Origin of the sequence: Pseudomonas sp. FFUP_PS_473 (genome assembly GCF_002858665.1) — a bacterium.
Taxonomy (GTDB): Bacteria; Pseudomonadota; Gammaproteobacteria; order Pseudomonadales; family Pseudomonadaceae; genus Aquipseudomonas; species Aquipseudomonas defluvii.
Window position 1 is genome coordinate 1 of the sequence record NZ_PJQQ01000026.1, and the last position, 17575, is coordinate 17575.

15 protein-coding genes are annotated in these 17575 nt (G+C 62.5%); 8 read left to right on the forward strand and 7 right to left on the reverse strand.

The genetic code is table 11. The features are described 5' to 3' along the window. The first annotated feature begins 262 nt into the window (after positions 1-262). Genes CYD26_RS17515 through CYD26_RS17525 form a run of 3 tightly spaced genes read left to right on the forward strand, consistent with a single transcriptional unit; the run spans position 263 to position 4115 of the window. Positions 263-1327, forward strand: a complete 1065-nt coding sequence (locus CYD26_RS17515) for a putative 2-aminoethylphosphonate ABC transporter ATP-binding protein (protein WP_065757990.1) — start codon at positions 263-265, stop codon at positions 1325-1327. A gap of 1 nt (position 1328) precedes the next feature. Further along, on the forward strand, positions 1329-3053 hold the full coding sequence (locus CYD26_RS17520; protein ID WP_065757989.1) for a putative 2-aminoethylphosphonate ABC transporter permease subunit: 1725 nt from the start codon (positions 1329-1331) through the stop codon (positions 3051-3053). A gap of 36 nt (positions 3054-3089) precedes the next feature. Further along, the gene (locus CYD26_RS17525; protein ID WP_099773314.1) at positions 3090-4115 is read left to right on the forward strand and encodes a putative 2-aminoethylphosphonate ABC transporter substrate-binding protein; all 1026 of its coding nucleotides are present in this window, start codon (positions 3090-3092) and stop codon (positions 4113-4115) included. A gap of 10 nt (positions 4116-4125) precedes the next feature. Here CYD26_RS17525 and CYD26_RS17530 read toward each other — a convergent pair whose 3' ends face one another. Then, positions 4126-5490: a GTPase/DUF3482 domain-containing protein gene (locus tag CYD26_RS17530; protein WP_065757987.1), complete on the reverse strand. Its 1365-nt coding sequence runs from the start codon at positions 5488-5490 to the stop codon at positions 4126-4128. Further along, entirely contained in the window at positions 5483-6874 is a 1392-nt protein-coding gene (locus CYD26_RS17535) for a DUF2868 domain-containing protein (RefSeq protein WP_102053203.1), read from the reverse strand. The genes CYD26_RS17530 and CYD26_RS17535 overlap by 8 nt, the downstream gene beginning before the upstream one ends. A 63-nt stretch (positions 6875-6937) precedes the next feature. On the opposite strand from CYD26_RS17535, the gene CYD26_RS17540 reads away from it, so the two are divergent. Further along, positions 6938-7459 (forward strand): dihydrofolate reductase, encoded by a 522-nt coding sequence (locus CYD26_RS17540; protein ID WP_099773317.1) that lies wholly within the window; start codon positions 6938-6940, stop codon positions 7457-7459. Between the two features lie 15 nt (positions 7460-7474). On the opposite strand, the gene CYD26_RS17545 is transcribed toward CYD26_RS17540, so the two are convergent. Then, positions 7475-8866, reverse strand: coding sequence for an L-cystine transporter (locus CYD26_RS17545; protein WP_099773318.1), 1392 nt, complete (start codon positions 8864-8866; stop codon positions 7475-7477). 453 nt (positions 8867-9319) lie between these two features. Between CYD26_RS17545 and CYD26_RS17555 the strand changes: the two genes are divergently transcribed. Further along, positions 9320-9640, forward strand: a complete 321-nt coding sequence (locus CYD26_RS17555) for a DUF3077 domain-containing protein (RefSeq protein WP_065757983.1) — start codon at positions 9320-9322, stop codon at positions 9638-9640. 130 nt (positions 9641-9770) lie between these two features. On the opposite strand, the gene rpoH is transcribed toward CYD26_RS17555, so the two are convergent. From rpoH to ftsY, 4 genes are all read right to left on the reverse strand, one after another. Further along, a complete protein-coding gene (gene rpoH / locus CYD26_RS17560; RefSeq protein WP_065757982.1) occupies positions 9771-10625 on the reverse strand; it encodes an RNA polymerase sigma factor RpoH in 855 nt (284 codons plus the stop codon). A 113-nt stretch (positions 10626-10738) separates the two neighbouring features. After that, positions 10739-11767, reverse strand: coding sequence for a permease-like cell division protein FtsX (gene ftsX / locus CYD26_RS17565; protein ID WP_065757981.1), 1029 nt, complete (start codon positions 11765-11767; stop codon positions 10739-10741). Then, positions 11764-12435: a cell division ATP-binding protein FtsE gene (ftsE, locus tag CYD26_RS17570; RefSeq protein ID WP_065757980.1), complete on the reverse strand. Its 672-nt coding sequence runs from the start codon at positions 12433-12435 to the stop codon at positions 11764-11766. Before ftsE ends, ftsX begins: the two co-directional genes overlap by 4 nt. Continuing rightward, positions 12432-13862 (reverse strand): signal recognition particle-docking protein FtsY, encoded by a 1431-nt coding sequence (gene ftsY, locus CYD26_RS17575; RefSeq protein ID WP_102053205.1) that lies wholly within the window; start codon positions 13860-13862, stop codon positions 12432-12434. Before ftsY ends, ftsE begins: the two co-directional genes overlap by 4 nt. A 230-nt stretch (positions 13863-14092) precedes the next feature. Between ftsY and CYD26_RS17580 the strand changes: the two genes are divergently transcribed. Genes CYD26_RS17580 through rsmD form a run of 3 tightly spaced genes read left to right on the forward strand, consistent with a single transcriptional unit; the run spans position 14093 to position 17530 of the window. Beyond that, the gene (locus tag CYD26_RS17580; protein ID WP_065758165.1) at positions 14093-15448 is read left to right on the forward strand and encodes a pitrilysin family protein; all 1356 of its coding nucleotides are present in this window, start codon (positions 14093-14095) and stop codon (positions 15446-15448) included. Further along, on the forward strand, positions 15441-16937 hold the full coding sequence (locus CYD26_RS17585; RefSeq protein ID WP_102053206.1) for a pitrilysin family protein: 1497 nt from the start codon (positions 15441-15443) through the stop codon (positions 16935-16937). Before CYD26_RS17580 ends, CYD26_RS17585 begins: the two co-directional genes overlap by 8 nt. Further along, positions 16937-17530 carry a 16S rRNA (guanine(966)-N(2))-methyltransferase RsmD gene (rsmD, locus tag CYD26_RS17590; RefSeq protein ID WP_065758167.1) on the forward strand — a complete coding sequence of 198 codons (594 nt, stop codon included), beginning with the start codon at positions 16937-16939 and terminating at the stop codon, positions 17528-17530. The genes CYD26_RS17585 and rsmD overlap by 1 nt, the downstream gene beginning before the upstream one ends. Positions 17531-17575: the final 45 nt, after the last annotated feature.

Genomic DNA, 17575 nt, shown 5'->3' on the forward strand with positions numbered 1-17575 from the left:
TCGCATCGGAACATCCTCTGATATGGGCGCCATCATAGCGCCCGATCAAAGTGTCCAAAATCATTAGGCCAGTTCAGGCTTGCCCGCGATGCAGGCGCTGCGCACCCACGGGCACCCCGCCGCTGCAAAAGGTGCGGCTTTGCTGGCAATGGCAGTTAACCCAAATCTGCCTATACCACTATCGGTAGCTTTTGCCTGGGCGCCACAGAAGCTTCGCATTCGCCTCCTAGCATGACCCTCATCTGCTCGGTGAGGCCCTGCCATGAACAACCCACTCGTAAACCCTGGCGCACAGATGAAGGTGCGCGGCATCCACAAACGCTTCGGTGCTTTCACGGCACTGCAAGATGTATCCCTGGATATCGCCGCAGGCGAACTGGTCTGCCTGCTTGGCCCTTCCGGGTGTGGCAAGACCACGTTGCTGCGTTGCATCGCCGGGTTGGAGCGTCAGGACCGTGGCACGCTGTACATCGGTGATCGTGACATCTCCGACCTGCCACCGCAGGCGCGGGACTACGGCATTCTGTTCCAGTCCTATGCGCTGTTTCCCAACCTCACGGTCGAAGCCAACATTGCCTATGGCCTGAGCGGTAGTGGCCGTGATGAAGTGCGCCAGCGTGTCGCGCAGATGCTGGAGCTGGTTGGCCTGTCGGGCAGCGAGAAAAAGTACCCCGGCCAACTCTCTGGCGGGCAGCAGCAGCGCGTTGCCTTGGCGCGTGCCCTGGCGCCAGCCCCCTCACTGTTGCTGCTCGATGAACCAATGTCGGCGCTCGACGCCCGTGTGCGTGAGCACTTGTGCAGCGAGCTACGCCAACTGCAGCGTCAGCTTGGCATCACCACCCTGATGGTGACTCACAATCAGGACGAGGCCATGCTGATGGCCGACCGCATTGCCGTGATGAACAACGGGCAGGTTGAGCAGTACGCCTCCCCGCAGGCGATTTATGACAAACCGGCCACTCCGTTTGTGGCCGAGTTCGTCGGCCAGGGTAACTGGCTGCCGTTCCAGCGCAGCAGCGACAGCCATGCGCAGGTCGGTTCGATGAACATGCGCCTCGACCAAGGCGCTAGCCAGGCCCGCAGCGGTCGGTTGTTCTGCCGCCCCGAGGCGATCAGTGTCAACCCGCCGACCCACGAAGAAAACCTGTTCCCGGCCCGGGTGCGGGAGATCACGTTCCTCGGCAACCGCTGCCGCATGAGCTTTGAGTTCAACGAACTGCCTGGCCATCCGCTGTTGGCGGAAGTCGCGCCGGAGGCCATGCCGCGCCTGGGTTCACAGGACATCTGGGTCGCCCTGCCACCGCGCAGCTTGCAGGTGTTTGCCTGAGATGGCTGCGCCAATCGCACTGCCGGGCGCTCAGGCGTCCCGCACTCAATCGGCCCGCATCGCACGGGGTGATCGCCTGTTCGTGGTCGGCGGTAAGGTGGTGTTGCTGCTGCTGTTGACCGTCGCTGTCCTGCTGCCGCTGCTTGCTATCTTCTGGCGTGGTTTCAGCAGCGAGGCCGGGCAGGGCGGTGGCCTGACGGCGGCCATTGAGCTGGTGACCAGCGCCAATTTCCATTGGTTGCTGGGCAACAGTCTCAAGGTATCGCTGAGTGTGGCAGCCATCGTCGTGCCCGTGGCCTACCTGTTCGCCTATGCCCTGCAGCGCACGCTGATTCCGGGCAAGTCGATCTGGCGCGGGATTTCGCTGTTGCCACTGCTGGCGCCGTCGATGTTGCCTGCCATTGCGCTGGTCTACCTGTTCGGTAACCAGGGGCTGCTGCGCGGTCTGCTCAACGACAACATCTACGGTTTCTGGGGCATTGTCCTTGGCGAGGCGATCTACACCTTTCCTCATGCCCTGATGATCCTGCTGTCGGCACTGTCGCTGGCCGATGCACGGTTGTTCGATGCAGCCTCCAGTATGGGCGCAGGCCCTTGGCGGGCGTTCCACAGCATTACCTGGCCTGCAACCCGGCAGGCGGTCTTCGCTGCATTCTGCCTGGTATTCACCCTGACCATCACGGACTTCGGTGTGCCGGTCGTGGTGGGCGGCGACTATCAGGTGTTGGCGCTGGAAGCCTACAAGGCGGTAGTGGGGCAGCAGCAGTTCGGTCGCGGCGCACTGATCGGTATGGTGCTGTTGCTGCCAGCGCTGTTCAGCTTCGCGGTCGATGCCTGGTTGCGCCGCCGTCAGGGCGATGCAATGAGTGGCCGGGCACAGGTGTTCCTGCCGGCGCCATCGCGGCAGCGCGATGGCTGGTTCCTGGCGCTGGTACTGCTGGTGTGCGCGATTCTGTTGCTGGTGGTAGGTATGGCGGTTTACTCGTCGCTGGTGAAGTTCTGGCCTTACAACCTGTCGCTTTCGCTGAAGCACTACCAGTTCGACGACACCGCCGGTGGCGGCTGGCTCGCTTATCGCAACAGCCTGACCATGGCCCTGGGTGTGGCACTGATTGGCAGTGTGGTGATCTTCACCGGTGCCTACCTGATGGAGAAAACCCGCGGCCAACGCAGCCTGAACCTGCTGCTGCGCCTGCTCAGCTTTGTGCCGATGGCTGTGCCGGGGCTGGTGCTGGGTCTGGGCTATGTCTTCTTCTTCAACTTGAGCGGCAACCCGTTGCATGTGTTCTACGGCAGCATGACGCTGCTGGTGGTGTGCACCATTGCACATTATTTGACCACCGCTCAGATGACCGCGACCACCGCACTGCGCCAACTCGACGGCGAGTTCGAGGCCGCCGCACTGTCGCTCAAGGCGCCGCTGTACCGGCATTTCCTGCGGGTGACTGTGCCGATCTGCCTGCCCGCACTGCTGGACATCATTCGCTACCTGTTCGTCTCGGCGATGACCACGGTGTCAGCGGCGATCTTCCTCTACAGCCCCGACACCATCCTCGCCGCCGTCGCTGTGTTGAACATGGACGATGCCGGCAACGTCGGCGGCGCGGCGGCCATGTCCACCCTGATTCTGCTGACCAGCGCGGCCGTCTCGTTGCTGCTGGCCTGGGCCTCGCGCGGCCTGCTGCAACGCTCCCAAGCCTGGCGCCAGCGTGCGCCAGGCCACTGATCACCCTCTAACCTGTACCGCTCAAGGAACCGCACCATGTTCAAGCCACTTGCTCTTGCCGCTGCCGTCCTCACTGCCATGACTGTGCAGGCCCAGGCCGCTACGACTCAACTGACGGTGTACACCGCACTGGAGGCCGAGCAGTTGAAGACCTACAAACAGGCCTTCGAGAAGGCCAACCCGGATATCGAGATCAAATGGGTACGTGACTCCACCGGCATCATTACCGCCAAGCTGCTGGCGGAAAAGGATCGCCCGCAAGCCGATGCGGTCTGGGGCCTGGCGGCCTCCAGCCTGGCGGTTCTTGACCAGCAGGGCATGCTGCAGCACTACGCCCCCAAAGACCTGGAAAAGATCGGTGGCAACTACCGCGACGCGGCCAATCCACCGGCCTGGGTTGGCATGGACGTCTGGGCGGCGACCATCTGCTTCAACACCATCGAGGCCGAGAAGCAGGGCCTGAGCAAGCCTCTGAGCTGGCAGGACCTGACCAAGCCGGAATACAAGGGCAAGATCGTCATGCCGAACCCTGCGTCCTCCGGCACTGGCTTCCTGGACGTCAGCGCCTGGTTGCAGACCTTTGGTGAACCACAGGGCTGGGCGTACATGGATGCTCTGCACCAGAACATCGGCCAGTACGTTCACTCCGGTTCCAAACCCTGCAAGTTGGCCGCGGCCGGTGAATTCCCGATTGGTATTTCCTTCGAGTACCCGGCGGTTCAGCTCAAGCGCCAAGGTGCGCCGTTGGACATCGTCTTGCCAAAAGAAGGCCTGGGCTGGGAGATCGAGGCTACTGCCGTACTCAAGGGCAGCCAGCATGAAGCAGCCGCCAAGCGCTTGGCCGACTTCTCCGCCAGCCCGGCGGCGATGGAGTTGTACAAGGAAAACTTCGCCGTGCTGGCTCAGCCGGGCATCGCCAAGCCGCAGACCGAACTGCCAGCCGACTATGAACAGCGCCTGATCAAGAACGACTTCGCCTGGGCCTCGAAAAACCGTGACGGTATCCTGGCTGAATGGCGCAAGCGCTATGACGGCAAGTCGGAAAAGGTGGCGCAGCAGTAAGTGACAGGGCCTACAGCTCTTGCACCAAGGCTTCAAGCTGCTCCAGGCGCTCTGCCTGGCTCAGCCGCGCCCCCGCATTGAGCGATGACCACTGCGGGTGCGCCCGAGCCTTGTTGAGGGCTTCGGGTAGCTTGCCGTCACGCCAGCTGTTGTCCTGTGGTGTGCCCAGTGTGATGCGCGCCTGTGCTGCGTGCCCACGGTGGTCCAATGCCTGGGCCAGCTGGCGCTGACGCAAGGCCAGCAGGCGTAACACACCATCGTCCACTGTCAGTTCACGTTGCCCTTTGAGCTTGCCCAGCAAGCGCGAGCCATAGTTGCGTGCGGTCTGCAGCGCGCCGCCGGCAATGGCGCCAGCCAATGCTGCCGCGCCCAGGGTCAGGCCACCTACCAGCAAGTCAACGCCCGCACCTGCGGCAGCCCCTGCCGCCACGCCGCTACCCAGGCGAACACCCAGCAGCTTGAGGGTTTCCGGGTTGAACAGGTCATCGCCCCAGCGTCCGTCGAGCAACGGCAGGTCCTCGGCGCTGGCATCCTGGCTGCGGAACGCATAGAGCTTGAGCAAGGCGTCGACGCAACGTTGTTCACGTTGGCGTATGGTCTGGCGCAACTGCTCGATAGCCGCCGCCTCCTGTGCGGGGTCTGCCACTACACTGCGGCGACAGGCTGCGCAGTCGAGCAGCAATTCGGCGATCAGTTGGCGGGCGCTGTGACGACGCGCTTCGCGCTGCGCCTGTTGGTCGTCGATCAAGCGCTGCAGGGCCGGGCGGGCACTTTCCAGCAGAATGCCAAGGCTCTCATAAAGCCTGCGTTCGCCATCTTCCGGTGGGGCCACGCTATCGAAGCGCACCAGCGCATGCAGCCCCAAACGGGCCAGCGCTTCGCGCCAGTCCGGTTCACGATGGTTGCTGCTGGCGACGAAATTGAGCACCGGCAGCAGCGGTTTACCGCAGCCTGCCAACACCTCCAGTTCATCGCGGTATTTGGCCAGCACCGGCTCGCGGGCATCGATCACGTATAGCCCGGCATCGCTGGCCAGTAACTGGCGCAGCACCTTGGCTTCCTGTTCAAAACGCTGGTGGGCTTCGCTGCCCTGCAGAAAGCGCTCCAGTCGTGCCGGGCCGTCGAGGCGTTCGCCGGGCCGCTCCAGGCGTTCGAGGTAGTCGAGCAGGGCGATGGCGTCTTCCAGGCCCGGTGTGTCGTAAAGCTCCAGCAGGGGCTCGCCCGCCACCGACAACCGTGCGCCTTCCACGTGGCGGGTGGTGCTGGGCCGGTGTGACACTTCACCAAACCCCACATCGCGGGTGAGGGTGCGCAGCAGCGAGGTCTTGCCGACGTTGGTGTGGCCGACCACGGCCAGCTTCAAGGGCTCAGTCATGGCCATGCTCCAGCCAGTGCAAGGGCGCCGTGTCGGCGAACCTCAGGTCAAGTTTTTCCAGCGCCTGATGCCAGTCGCCCAGTCGCTCGCTGTCCAGTGCTTGCCCAGGCGGCGCTTGCATCAGCCAGATCCGCGTGGCCCCGGCGCTGCGCGCCAGTTCGGCGATCAACGCCAGGCTGCCACGGTCCGGCGAGCGGCGTGGGTCGCAGGCTATCGCCAAGCGTGCAGGGGGGAAGCGGCTCAGTTGCTCCAGCAGCCGGTTGCGCGACTCGCGGCTGTCGAGGATGCCGGCATCCACGACGCTGGCGGGTAGTGCGGGTGGCCACGGGCGCTGGTCGTCCAGCTCAAGGCCCACCAGCAGGGCGCCTGCGCTGTGTTCCGCGTCGGCCAGACGAGTGACCTCTGGCATGGCCGCGGGTTCTGGGTCGTTGATCCCCAAGCGTTCGCTACTGGGCATCAGGGCCTCACGCAGGGTGCTGTAGCCGGGCAGTTGCAGGTCCAGGCTCAGGTGCTGACGGCCGCGTCGCCAGCGCCACAGGCAGGTCGCGGCCAGCAGCAGGCGCGGCAGCAGGCCGTAGACCACCAGCACGCCCAGCAACCAGCCGGCCCACGCCTGACGGGCCAGTTCCAGCACCGGCTGGCTGACGCCGCTGGCGCGGATCATGGCCACGTCCGGTACGCTGAAACCCAGCAGTGCCGGCAAGGCACCGAGTGCCTGGGTCAGGTCAATGAAGGTCTGGTCGCCGAGGATGGTGGTCTCCCAGACAAAGCCATAACGGCGGGTTGCCAGCAGTACCAGCAGCACCAGCAGGGCGCTGCCCAGTGCCAATAGCCAGAGGCCGTTGACCAGTGCCCCGAGCAGCCAGCGGTTGAGCCGCTGGCGTTGCAACAACAGCAGTAAGGCCGGCGCCAGATGCACCGCCTGCGCGTCACGGGCGAGCTTTTCGCTCAGCCATAGCCACACACGGCCCAGGCTTGCACCTTGCTCGCCAGCCAGGGAAAAGCTCATGGCCCAGCTCAGCAACAGCAGCAGGTTGACCCCGAGCAGGCTGCCCACGGCCCAGAACACATTCACCGGTCGCTGGCCGTCGCCCAGCGCGGCAAAGGCCAAACCGGCACCGCTCAGCACAGCCACCGCCAGCAGCACCAGCAGTGCCAGTCGCGCGCCCTGTTTCCAGTGCAGCAGCGCGGCACGCATGCCGTCACGTTCAGCCAGCCAGAGCGCACGGTTTTCGATCCGCGTTGCGAGGTCGCCCCCCAGTTGGCGGGCACGGCGATTAGCCTCCTGATCGTCCAGAGGGCCGGCGTGTTCTTCGCGCAAGCGTACCGCTTCGGTAAGCCAGCGTTTGTCCAGGTCTGTCAGTCCAGTCACGCAAAAGTCCATTGATCACGTCAGTCCAGAGCATAACCCAGGCGTGGCACAGCGGGCTTTGCTATCCTCGCCGACATGAAAACATCACTTCCCCTCAGCCTGATCGCGGCGCTCGCCGAGAACCGTGTGATCGGCATCGACAACCGCATGCCCTGGCACCTGCCGGGGGATTTCAAGTACTTCAAGGCCACCACCTTGGGCAAGCCGATCATCATGGGTCGCAAGACCTGGGATTCGCTCGGTCGACCATTGCCGGGGCGGCTCAATCTGGTGGTCAGCCGCCAGCCCGGGCTGACACTGGAAGGTGCCGAGGTGTTCGATTCGCTGGAGGCGGCCATCGCCCGTGCCGACGCCTGGGCGCGTGAGCAAGGTGTGGACGAGCTGATGCTGATCGGCGGTGCGCAGCTCTACACCCAAGCGCTGGCGCGTGGTCTGGCAGATCGCTTGTACCTGACCCGGGTCGAGTTGAGCCCGGAAGGGGACGCCTGGTTCCCTGAGTTTGATGCTGCGCACTGGCGCTTGGCATCCACCCAGGAAAACCCGGCCAATGAACAGACCCCGGCGTATCACTTCGAGGTCTGGGAGAAGGCCTTGTAGGCGCTGACGCCCAACTCAGGTATTTGACAGCGCCGCGTGTTCATCCGCTGCCAGCAGTGCCTTGTCGGTCTGCTGCATCATCTGGCTGGTAATCACGCCCGCTGTCATTGAGCCACTGACGTTCAGCGCTGTGCGGCCCATGTCGATCAGCGGTTCTACGGAAATCAGCAGCGCCACCAGTTCCACAGGCAAGCCCATCGCTGGCAGCACGATCAGTGCGGCGAAGGTAGCCCCGCCCCCAACGCCCGCCACACCGGCCGAACTCAGGGTCACAATCGCTACCAAGGTTGCGATCCACAGAGGGTCGAGCGGGTTGATGCCCACTGCAGGCGCAACCATTACCGCCAGCATTGCCGGGTACAGGCCGGCACAGCCGTTCTGGCCAATGGTGGCGCCGAACGAGGCAGCGAAGCTGGCAATCGACTGCGGCACGCCCAGGCGCTGGGTTTGCGCTTCGATATTCAGCGGAATACTGGCTGCACTGGAGCGGCTGGTGAAGGCGAAGGTCAGCACCGGCCAGACCTTGCGCAAGAAGCGCAGCGGGTTGATGCCGCTCAGCGACAGCAACAGGCCATGCACCACGAACATCAGCCCCAGGCCGATGTAGGACACCACCACAAAGCTACCCAGTTTGAGGATGTCGTCCAGGTTCGAGCTGGCCACCACCTTGGTCATCAGTGCGAGCACGCCGTAGGGGGTCAGCTTCATCACCAGGCGAACCAGGCGCATCACCCAGGCTTGCAGGGTGTCGATGGCCGCCAGGGCACGGTTGCCTTTCTCTGCATCGTCCTTGAGCAGCTGCAGCGCGGCCACGCCGAGGAAGGCCGCGAAGATCACCACACTGATGATCGAGGTTGGCTTGGCCCGGGCTAGATCACCCACCGGGTTCTGCGGGATGAACGACAGCAGCAATTGCGGGATATTCAGGTCGGCGACCTTACCGGCGTAATCGCTCTGGATGGCCTGCATGCGCGCCATTTCCTGAGTGCCGGCGACCAGCCCTTCAGCACTCAGACCGAACAGGTTGGTCAGCACGATGCCGATCAGCGCGGCAATGGCCGTGGTGAACAGCAGGGTGCCGATGGTCAGGAAGCTGATCCGGCCCAGTGACGAGGCGTTGTGCAAACGGGCCACAGCGCTGAGGATCGACGCGAAGATCAGCGGCATGACGATCATCTGCAGCAACTGCACATAGCCGTTACCGACCAGATCGAGCCAACTGAGGGTGGCCTTGAGCACCGGGTGGCCGGCGCCATAAATGGCATGCAGAGCGGTTCCGAACAGTACGCCGAGGATCAGGCCCGCGAGGACCTTCTTCGCCAGGCTCCAGGTGCTGTTACGGGTTTGTGCCAGGCCTAGCAGCAATGCGAGGAACGCCAGCAGGTTAAGGGTTAACGGCAGATTCATTGAAGCTCCAGAACAAAGCAGGGGCATCGCTTCTGTGTGCGATTGCGAACAGAAATGCTAACAGCATGAAAACTGACGAATTTATATCGAAATGGAATTTGCTTAGTTGTTTTTGGAATAAAAAGTGTTGCGAAGCGTTGAAGCGCTAGTTAACCGGTGTCACGGGCTACTGTAATTCTAGAATTTAGGAACTATCCTACGAGCGCTGTCGAACTCGAAAGGTTGTTCGGGGGGAATCGTGAGATTACTTTCGTTCAGTCGCCGCTCCATCGGCGATCGGGCGTGAGAACCCGCGAGTTTTCGTGTAGCAGCGTCTTTATGGTAGCTGTGCGCGGGCAGGCTTATGCCTGGCCGGTCTCCAAACTCGCCGGTTTCTCACCCCGCGCATGGCTGCCACCCATTCTGTGAGAAGGAGGGGTGGTCAGCTTCAATAATGAGTTTGGAGGCTGCACCATGAAAAAAATCGTCCCCGATCCGCCGCCCGCCCTTGGCACCACTGCCGCCATCCCTTTTGGCACCTGCCAGTCCAGTCATCCTCCGATGTTCAGCGTTTGCAGCGGTGTCCAGGCCGAAGACGCGCTGGTTCATGCGACCCTATTGCTGCGTGGTATCCGTGACGTTACCGACTACTACTGTCAGCACCATGCCGAAGAAACCGGGCGTGGGATGTTGTGGTCGGTGCTGCATTCGGCGGAAATGGCCAAGGCATTGGTTGAAGGCGTATTGGATGGGATGCCGGTGTCGTCGGCAGGGCCGGCGCCTACGTCAACGTAGCTAGCGCATGATTCTGCAGGGCAGTCGGTTCGCGGCGCCTGTATCGCAGGCAAGCCTGACTTCCACTGGATTGCACAAGGCGGTGTGGGAGTTGGCTTGCCAACGATGGGTTTGGGCCGCTAAGGCGGTCTCAGGCGACGATCAGCGCCTTGACCTTGTTCATCGCGTTTTTCTCCAGCTGGCGAATACGCTCAGCCGACACGCTGTATTTCTCAGCCAGGTCATGCAGGGTGGCCTTTTCCTCGGCCAGCCAGCGCTGGTAGAGAATGTCGCGGCTACGCTCATCCAGGCCTTGCAGGGCTTCGTGCAGGTTGCTGGTGGAGTTGTCGCTCCAGTCGGCATCCTCAAGCTGACGGGCCGGGTCGTAACGGTGGTCTTCCAGGTAGTTGGCTGGAGACTGGAAGGCGCTGTCGTCGTCCGCTTCAGCGGCTGGGTCGAAGGCCATGTCCTGACCAGTCAGGCGGCTTTCCATCTCGCGGACTTCACGCGGCTCTACACCCAGGCTTTCGGCTACACGATGCACTTCATCGTTGTTCAGCCAGGCCAGACGTTTCTTTTGGCTGCGCAGGTTGAAGAACAGCTTGCGCTGAGCCTTGGTGGTCGCGACTTTGACGATCCGCCAGTTACGCAGGATGAATTCGTGGATCTCGGCCTTGATCCAGTGCACGGCGAACGACACCAGACGAACGCCCATTTCCGGATTGAAGCGTTTGACCGCCTTCATCAGGCCAACGTTACCTTCCTGGATCAGGTCAGCCTGGGCCAGCCCGTAACCCGAGTAACTGCGGGCGATATGCACGACAAAACGCAGGTGGGCGAGCACCATTTGCCGAGCCGCCTCAAGATCCTGCTGGTAGTAGAGACTCTCGGCCAGTTCACGCTCCTGCTCGACGGTCAGCAAAGGGATGCTGTTGACCGTGTGTACGTAGGCCTCCAGGTTTGCACCGGGGACCAGGGCATAAGCAGGTTGCAACGAAGTGGTCATACGAAAAAACCTCCGACTCACTGAATTCGTGCCCGTGGGCACTGCCAACATTGACCGGGGAACCCAGAACAAGTTCCCCCAAACGCTACGTCAATGCAGGCAAAAAGACACTTTTATCGCGGTGCGAGCTCGCTCAAGTGACGAGCGACCGCAATCCAAGCACCGATATACCCTAACAACACTGCACCAAGCAAGAGCGATAGACCATCGGCTGGCGGCACACCTGCCAGTGCGAAATCGCTACCGTAGAGGCCAGAAAGCCCGATCACCGCATCATTCAGCCAGTTCAAGCCAAATGCCAGCACGCCCCAGGACAGTACACCTGCGCCAAATCCGTAGAGTGCGCCCATGTACAGGAACGGTCGACGGACATAGCTATCGGTACCGCCGACCAGCTTGATGACTTCAATTTCGATGCGGCGGTTCTCGATATGCAGACGAATGGTGTTACCAATTACCAGCAGCAACGCCGAGACCAGCAGCACGGTCAGACCGAACACAAAGCGGTCACCCAGCTTCAGGATCGCTGCCAGGCGCTCGACCCAGACCAGGTCCAGTTGGGCCAGTTCAACCCGTGGCAGTTCGGCCAGACGCTGACGCAAGGCCTCGAGCGCCGGTTTGTCGACTTCTTTGGGGGTGACCACGATTACACCGGGTAACGGGTTTTCGGGCAGCTCGCGCAGGGCTTCGCCCAGGCCGGACTGCTTCTGAAACTCGTTGAGGGCTTGATCACGGCTGACAAACTCTGCCTCGGCGACACCCGCAATGCCTTTGATCTGGTCGCGCAAGGCTTCGCCGTCACGGCTGCTGGCGTCCAGCTTCAGGTACAAAGAGATTTGCGCTGCGCGCTGCCAGGAGCCGCCGAGCCGCTCGACATTGCTCAGCAGCAATGACAGGCCCATGGGCAGACTCAGGGCGACGGCCATCACCAGGCAGGTGAAGAAGCTACCAATCGGTTGTTTGCCCAGGCGACGCAGGCTGTCGAGCAGGCTCGAGCGGTGGCTTTCCAGCCACGCATGCAGCAGGGTGCCGAAGTCCGGGCCGTCATCGTCGTCGTTGCCGCGTTTTTTCTTCTCCGGGGCAGGGTCGGCCGGTTTCGGTGCCACCCGCTCGGAAACCTTGGGACTACGTGTTGCACTCATTGCCCGGCCTCCCCATCGCCGATCAGACGGCCGCGCTGCAAGGTCAGCATGCGGTGACGCATGCGTGCGATCAGTGCCAGGTCGTGGCTGGCGATCAGCACGCTGGTGCCCAGGCGGTTGATGTCTTCGAAAACACCCATGATCTCTGCCGCCAGGCGTGGGTCAAGGTTACCGGTCGGTTCGTCAGCCAGCAGCAAGGCCGGGCGGTGAACGATGGCCCGGGCGATACCGACGCGCTGCTGTTGCCCTGTGGACAAGTCGCCGGGGTACAGCTCGGCTTTGTCCGACAAGGCCACGCGTTCAAGTGCGGAGTCGACCCGCTTGGCCACCTCGACCTTGGACAGGCCAAGAATCTGCAGCGGCAGGGCGACGTTGTTGAACACGGTGCGGTCGAACAGCAACTGGTGGTTCTGGAACACTACGCCAATCTGGCGGCGTAAGAACGGGATCTGTGCGTTGCTGATCTGCCCCAGGTCCTGGCCAGCCAGCAGCAACTTGCCGCTGGTCGGACGTTCCATGGCCAGCAGCAGGCGCAGCAAGGTGCTCTTGCCGGCGCCGGAATGGCCGGTGACGAACAGGAATTCGCCCCGACGTACCCGAAAACTCAATTCATGCAGGCCAACGTGACCATTCGGATAGCGTTTGGCGACCTGTTCGAATCGGATCATGGATGCTCCCGCTCGGCAAACAGTGCTTTCACAAAGGGTTCGGCCTCGAAGGTCCGCAGATCGTCGATGCCTTCGCCCACACCAATGTAACGAATTGGCAAGCCAAACTGCTTGGCCAGGGCGAAGATCACCCCGCCTTTGGCGGTGCCGTCGAGTTTGGTCAATGCCAGGCCGGTCAGCTCAACGCTCTGGTTGAAGTGCTTGGCCTGATTGATGGCGTTCTGCCCGGTGCCGGCGTCCAGCACCAGCAGGACTTCGTGTGGGGCAGCCGCATCGAGTTTGCCCATTACCCGACGGACCTTCTTGAGTTCTTCCATCAGGTTGTCTTTGGTATGCAGGCGGCCTGCGGTGTCGGCGATCAGCACGTCGATACCGCGGGCTTTCGCGGCCTGCAGTGCGTCAAAGATGACCGAGGCCGAGTCGGCGCCGGTGTGCTGGGCAATGACCGGGATATTGTTGCGCTCACCCCACACCTGCAACTGCTCGACGGCGGCGGCACGGAAGGTGTCGCCTGCTGCCAGCATGACTTTCTTGCCTTCAAGCTGCAGTTTCTTCGCCAGTTTGCCGATGGTGGTGGTCTTGCCCGCGCCATTGACACCGACGACCAGAATCACGAAAGGCGTGCTCTGCGACTGGATGCGCAACGGTTGTTCAACAGGCTTGAGCAGGTCGGCCAGTTCGCCTTGCAGCGATTTATACAGGGCATCGCTGTCCGCCAACTGCTTGCGCGCGACCTTCTGGGTCAGGCTCTGGATGATTACCGATGTGGCTTCAACGCCGACGTCGGCGGTCAGCAGACGGGTTTCGATTTCGTCGAGCAAGTCGTCGTCGATAGCCTTCTTGCCCAGGAACAGGCTGGCCATGCCTTCGCCGATGCTGGCGCTGGTTTTCGACAGGCCTTGCTTGAGGCGGGCAAAGAAACCGGTTTTGGTTTCTTCGGTACGCTCTGGTGCCGGCTCGACTGGTGCAGCCACAGGCGCAGGTGGCGCTGCCTGAGTGATCGGCGCAGTTACGACCGGCGCAGGTGCAGGTTCGGCGGCTGGCGCAGGCGCTGCAACCACCGGCGGGGTCGATTCGAGCGGCGCAACCGGTGCATCGCGATGGGGAATCGGGGGCGGCGAATGCGGCTCGAGGTCAGCCATCAGTGCCACCGGTTCCTCTGGAACCGGCAAGGTCAACCCGGCAGGCGGTGTTGCCGGGGCCGCAGCGGGGGCAACCTCTGCAACAGGCGTTGCGGGTGTCGGGGCCGAAACAGGGGCGACGTTGATCGCCGGCTCGGCGACGGTTGGCGCGACCTGCTCAGGTACATCCTGGGCGGGCGGCTGTGGCTGTTCGACAACCGGCTGCTTCTTGCGCAGCCAACCGAACAGGCCCTTCTTTTCACCGGCCGGGGCCGGGTTCTTTTTGTCGTCGTTGGAACCAAACATGGAAGACGGCTATCTCAGGGTAGCGATGCGCCACTGTGGCGCCTCAAAAAATTCTTTCAACGCAGAACAGACTATGTTTAAACCGGCTTGTTCATGCGCACATTTTGTCGAGAAGCCTTCGGGCTTGAACCCCGACAGGCATGGTCGTCTGGCAACCGGATCAGTATCCTAGCACCTCCTCGCCCGCAGACGCTAAGACCAAGCGGGCAGTCCTACAGGTTGAACAACGAATGAATGCTCTAGCCCGCCGTGCCACTGGCCTGCTGCTCAGCACAGTTATTCTGCCGTTCGCGGCCTTTGCCGCCGATCCGCAGCCCACTCACGAGTTCACCCTCGACAACGGCCTCAAAGTGGTCGTGCGCGAGGACCACCGCGCGCCCGTGGTGGTTTCGCAGGTCTGGTACAAGGTGGGCTCCAGCTATGAGACGCCGGGGCAGACCGGTTTGTCCCATGCCTTGGAGCACATGATGTTCAAGGGCAGCGAGAAACTTGGCCCTGGCGAAGCTTCTCGCATCCTGCGTGACCTGGGCGCCGAAGAAAACGCCTTCACCAGCGATGACTACACCGCCTATTACCAGGTGCTGGCCCGCGACCGTTTGCCGGTGGCCTTTGAGCTGGAAGCCGACCGCATGGCCAGCCTGCGCCTGCCTGCCGACGAATTCAGCCGTGAAATCGAAGTCATCAAGGAAGAGCGCCGCCTGCGCACCGACGATCAGCCGACTGCCAAGGCGTACGAGCGGTTTAACGCGATGGCTTACCCGGCCAGTGGCTACCACACACCGACCATCGGCTGGATGGCCGACCTTGAGCGCATGACCGTCGAAGACCTGCGCCATTGGTATCAGTCCTGGTATGTGCCGAACAACGCCACCTTGGTCGTGGTCGGCGACGTCACCCCGGACGAGGTCAAAACCCTCGCCCAGCGCTTTTTTGGTGGTATTCCCAAGCGTCCGGTGCCCTCGGCCAAGCTTCCGCTGGAACTGGCCGAGCCTGGCCTGCGCCAGCTGACGCTGCATGTGCGCACCCAGTTGCCGAGCCTGATCTACGGCTTCAACGTACCGAGCCTGGCAACCGCCAAGGACCCGCGTACCGTACACGCCCTGCGCCTGATCTCGGCCCTGCTTGATGGGGGCTACAGCGCCCGCCTGTCTACCCGCCTCGAGCGTGAGCAGGAACTGGTTTCCGGGGCGTCTACCAACTACGACGCCTTTGCCCGTGGTGACAGCCTGTTCGTGATTTCGGCCACGCCCAATACCCAGAAGAACAAGACCCTGGCCGACGTCGAGGCCGGTATCTGGAAGCTGCTCGAAGAGCTGAAGACCACGCCGCCGTCGGCTGAAGAGCTTGAGCGTGTTCGAGCCCAAGTGATCGCTGGGTTGGTCTACAACCGCGACTCTATCAGCAGCCAGGCCACCACCATTGGCCAGTTGGAGACGGTTGGCCTGTCCTGGAAGTTGATCGACAACGAACTGGACGAGCTGAAAAACGTGACCCCGGCTGACATCCAGAAGGCCGCGAGCACCTACTTCACCCGCGAGCGCCTGAGCATCGCCCACGTATTGCCCGAGGAAAAGGCTCATGAGTGAGCGCACGACTCCCCGTTACACCCTGATGGGCCTGGGTATCCTGCTGGCGGTGGCACTGCTGGCATTCTTCCTGGCCCGCCCTGCCCAGTCCGATAACGCTGCAGTCGCAGAACAACCGGCGGCAAAGCCAAGCAATACCTTGCAGTCGCTGGCTGAGCTCGACGACAAGGCGCCGAGTCGCCGCCAACTGGATATCCAGACCTGGAACACCGCTGAGGGCGCCAAGGTGCTGTTCGTCGAAGCCCGCGAGCTGCCGATGTTCGACCTGCGCCTGACTTTCGCTGCAGGCAGTAGCCAGGATGGCGATGCCCCTGGCTTGGCGACCCTGACCAATGCCATGCTCAATGAAGGCGTTGCCGGCAAGGACGTCAGTGCCATTGCCGAAGGTTTCGAAGGCTTGGGGGCCGATTTCGGTAACGGCGCCTACCGCGACATGGCTGTTGCCACTTTGCGTAGCCTGAGCAGCACGAGCAAGCGTGAGCCTGCGCTCAAACTGTTCGCTGAGGTGGTCGGCAAGCCGACGTTCCCGAGCGATGCACTGGCGCGAATCAAGAACCAGTTGCTGGCGGGTTTCGAGTACCAGAAACAGAACCCCGGCAAACTGGCGAGCCAGCAACTGTTCGAACGCCTCTATGGCAGCCACCCCTACGCTCACCCGAGCGATGGCAATGCCAAGAGCATTACCCCGATTACCGTCGAACAACTGCGTGCTTTCCATGCCAAGGCCTACGCCGCAGGTAACGTCGTGATCGCACTGGTGGGTGACCTGAGCCGCGAAGACGCCGAAAAGATCGCTGCCCAGGTATCTGCCGCGCTGCCTAAAGGCCCGGCACTGGCCAAAGTCGCCGAGCCGAGCGAGCCCACGCCGGGCGCCAGCCATATCGACTTCCCGTCCAAGCAGACCCACCTGCTGCTCGCCCAATTGGGCATCGACCGCAACGATCCGGATTATGCCGCGCTGATGCTGGGTAACCAGATCCTGGGTGGCGGTACATTCGGCACGCGGCTGATGAGCGAAGTACGGGAAAAACGCGGCCTGACCTACGGGGTGTACTCCGGGTTCACGCCGATGCAGGCACGTGGGCCGTTCCTGATCAACCTGCAGACCCGCGCCGAACTCAGCGAGGGCACCCTGAAACTGGTTCAGGACATTCTGCGTGACTACCTGAAAACCGGCCCTACCCAGCAAGAGCTGGACGACGCCAAGCGTGAGTTGGCCGGCAGCTTCCCGCTGTCCAATGCCAGCAACGCCAGTATCGTTGGCCAACTGGGCGCTATCGGCTTCTACAACCTGCCGCTGACCTACCTGGAAGACTACATGCAGCAGTCCCAGAGCCTGACCACCGAGCAGGTCAAGGCGGCGCTGAACAAGCACCTGGTGGCTGACAAGATGGTCATCGTTACGGCGGGGCCGAGTGTGCCGCAAAAGCCGTTGCCACCCCCTACAAACAAACCCGCCGAGCAACCGCTCGGTGTTCCGGAGCATTAATGGCCAGTCCATCCGCAAAACCGGCCCGTGCCCACAATGGCCAGGGCCAACTGCGCATCATTGGCGGCGAATGGCGTAGCCGTCGTCTGAATTTCCCCGACGGCCCAGGCTTGCGCCCGACCCCGGACCGGGTGCGAGAAACCCTGTTCAACTGGCTGGCTGCCTACATCGAAGGCGCGCGTGTGCTGGATGCTTTCAGTGGCAGCGGGGCGTTGTACCTTGAGGCGTTGTCGCGCGGTGCCGCCTCTGCGGTAGCGCTGGACAACAATCCGGCTGCGATTGCCAGCCTCAAGCAGAACCTGGAACTCCTGCGTTGCTCGCTTGGCCAGGTGATCCAGAGTGACGCCCAGCGTTACCTGCAGGGCGAGCCAGGTGCTCCCTTTGATGTGGTGTTTCTCGATCCGCCGTTTCACCAGGACCTGCTGAGCACGACCTGCAGCCTGCTTGAAGAGCGCCAATGGCTGGCGCCACGCGCGTGGATCTACACCGAGAGTGAGACCGCGCCGTCGAGCCTGCACATGCCCGGCAACTGGCGGTTGCACCGGGAGAAAAAGGCCGGCCAGGTGCACTACGCGTTGTGGCAGCGCAGCTGATCGCACATCAGGCCCGCCGCTCGGCGGGCCTGACACCTCAATAAC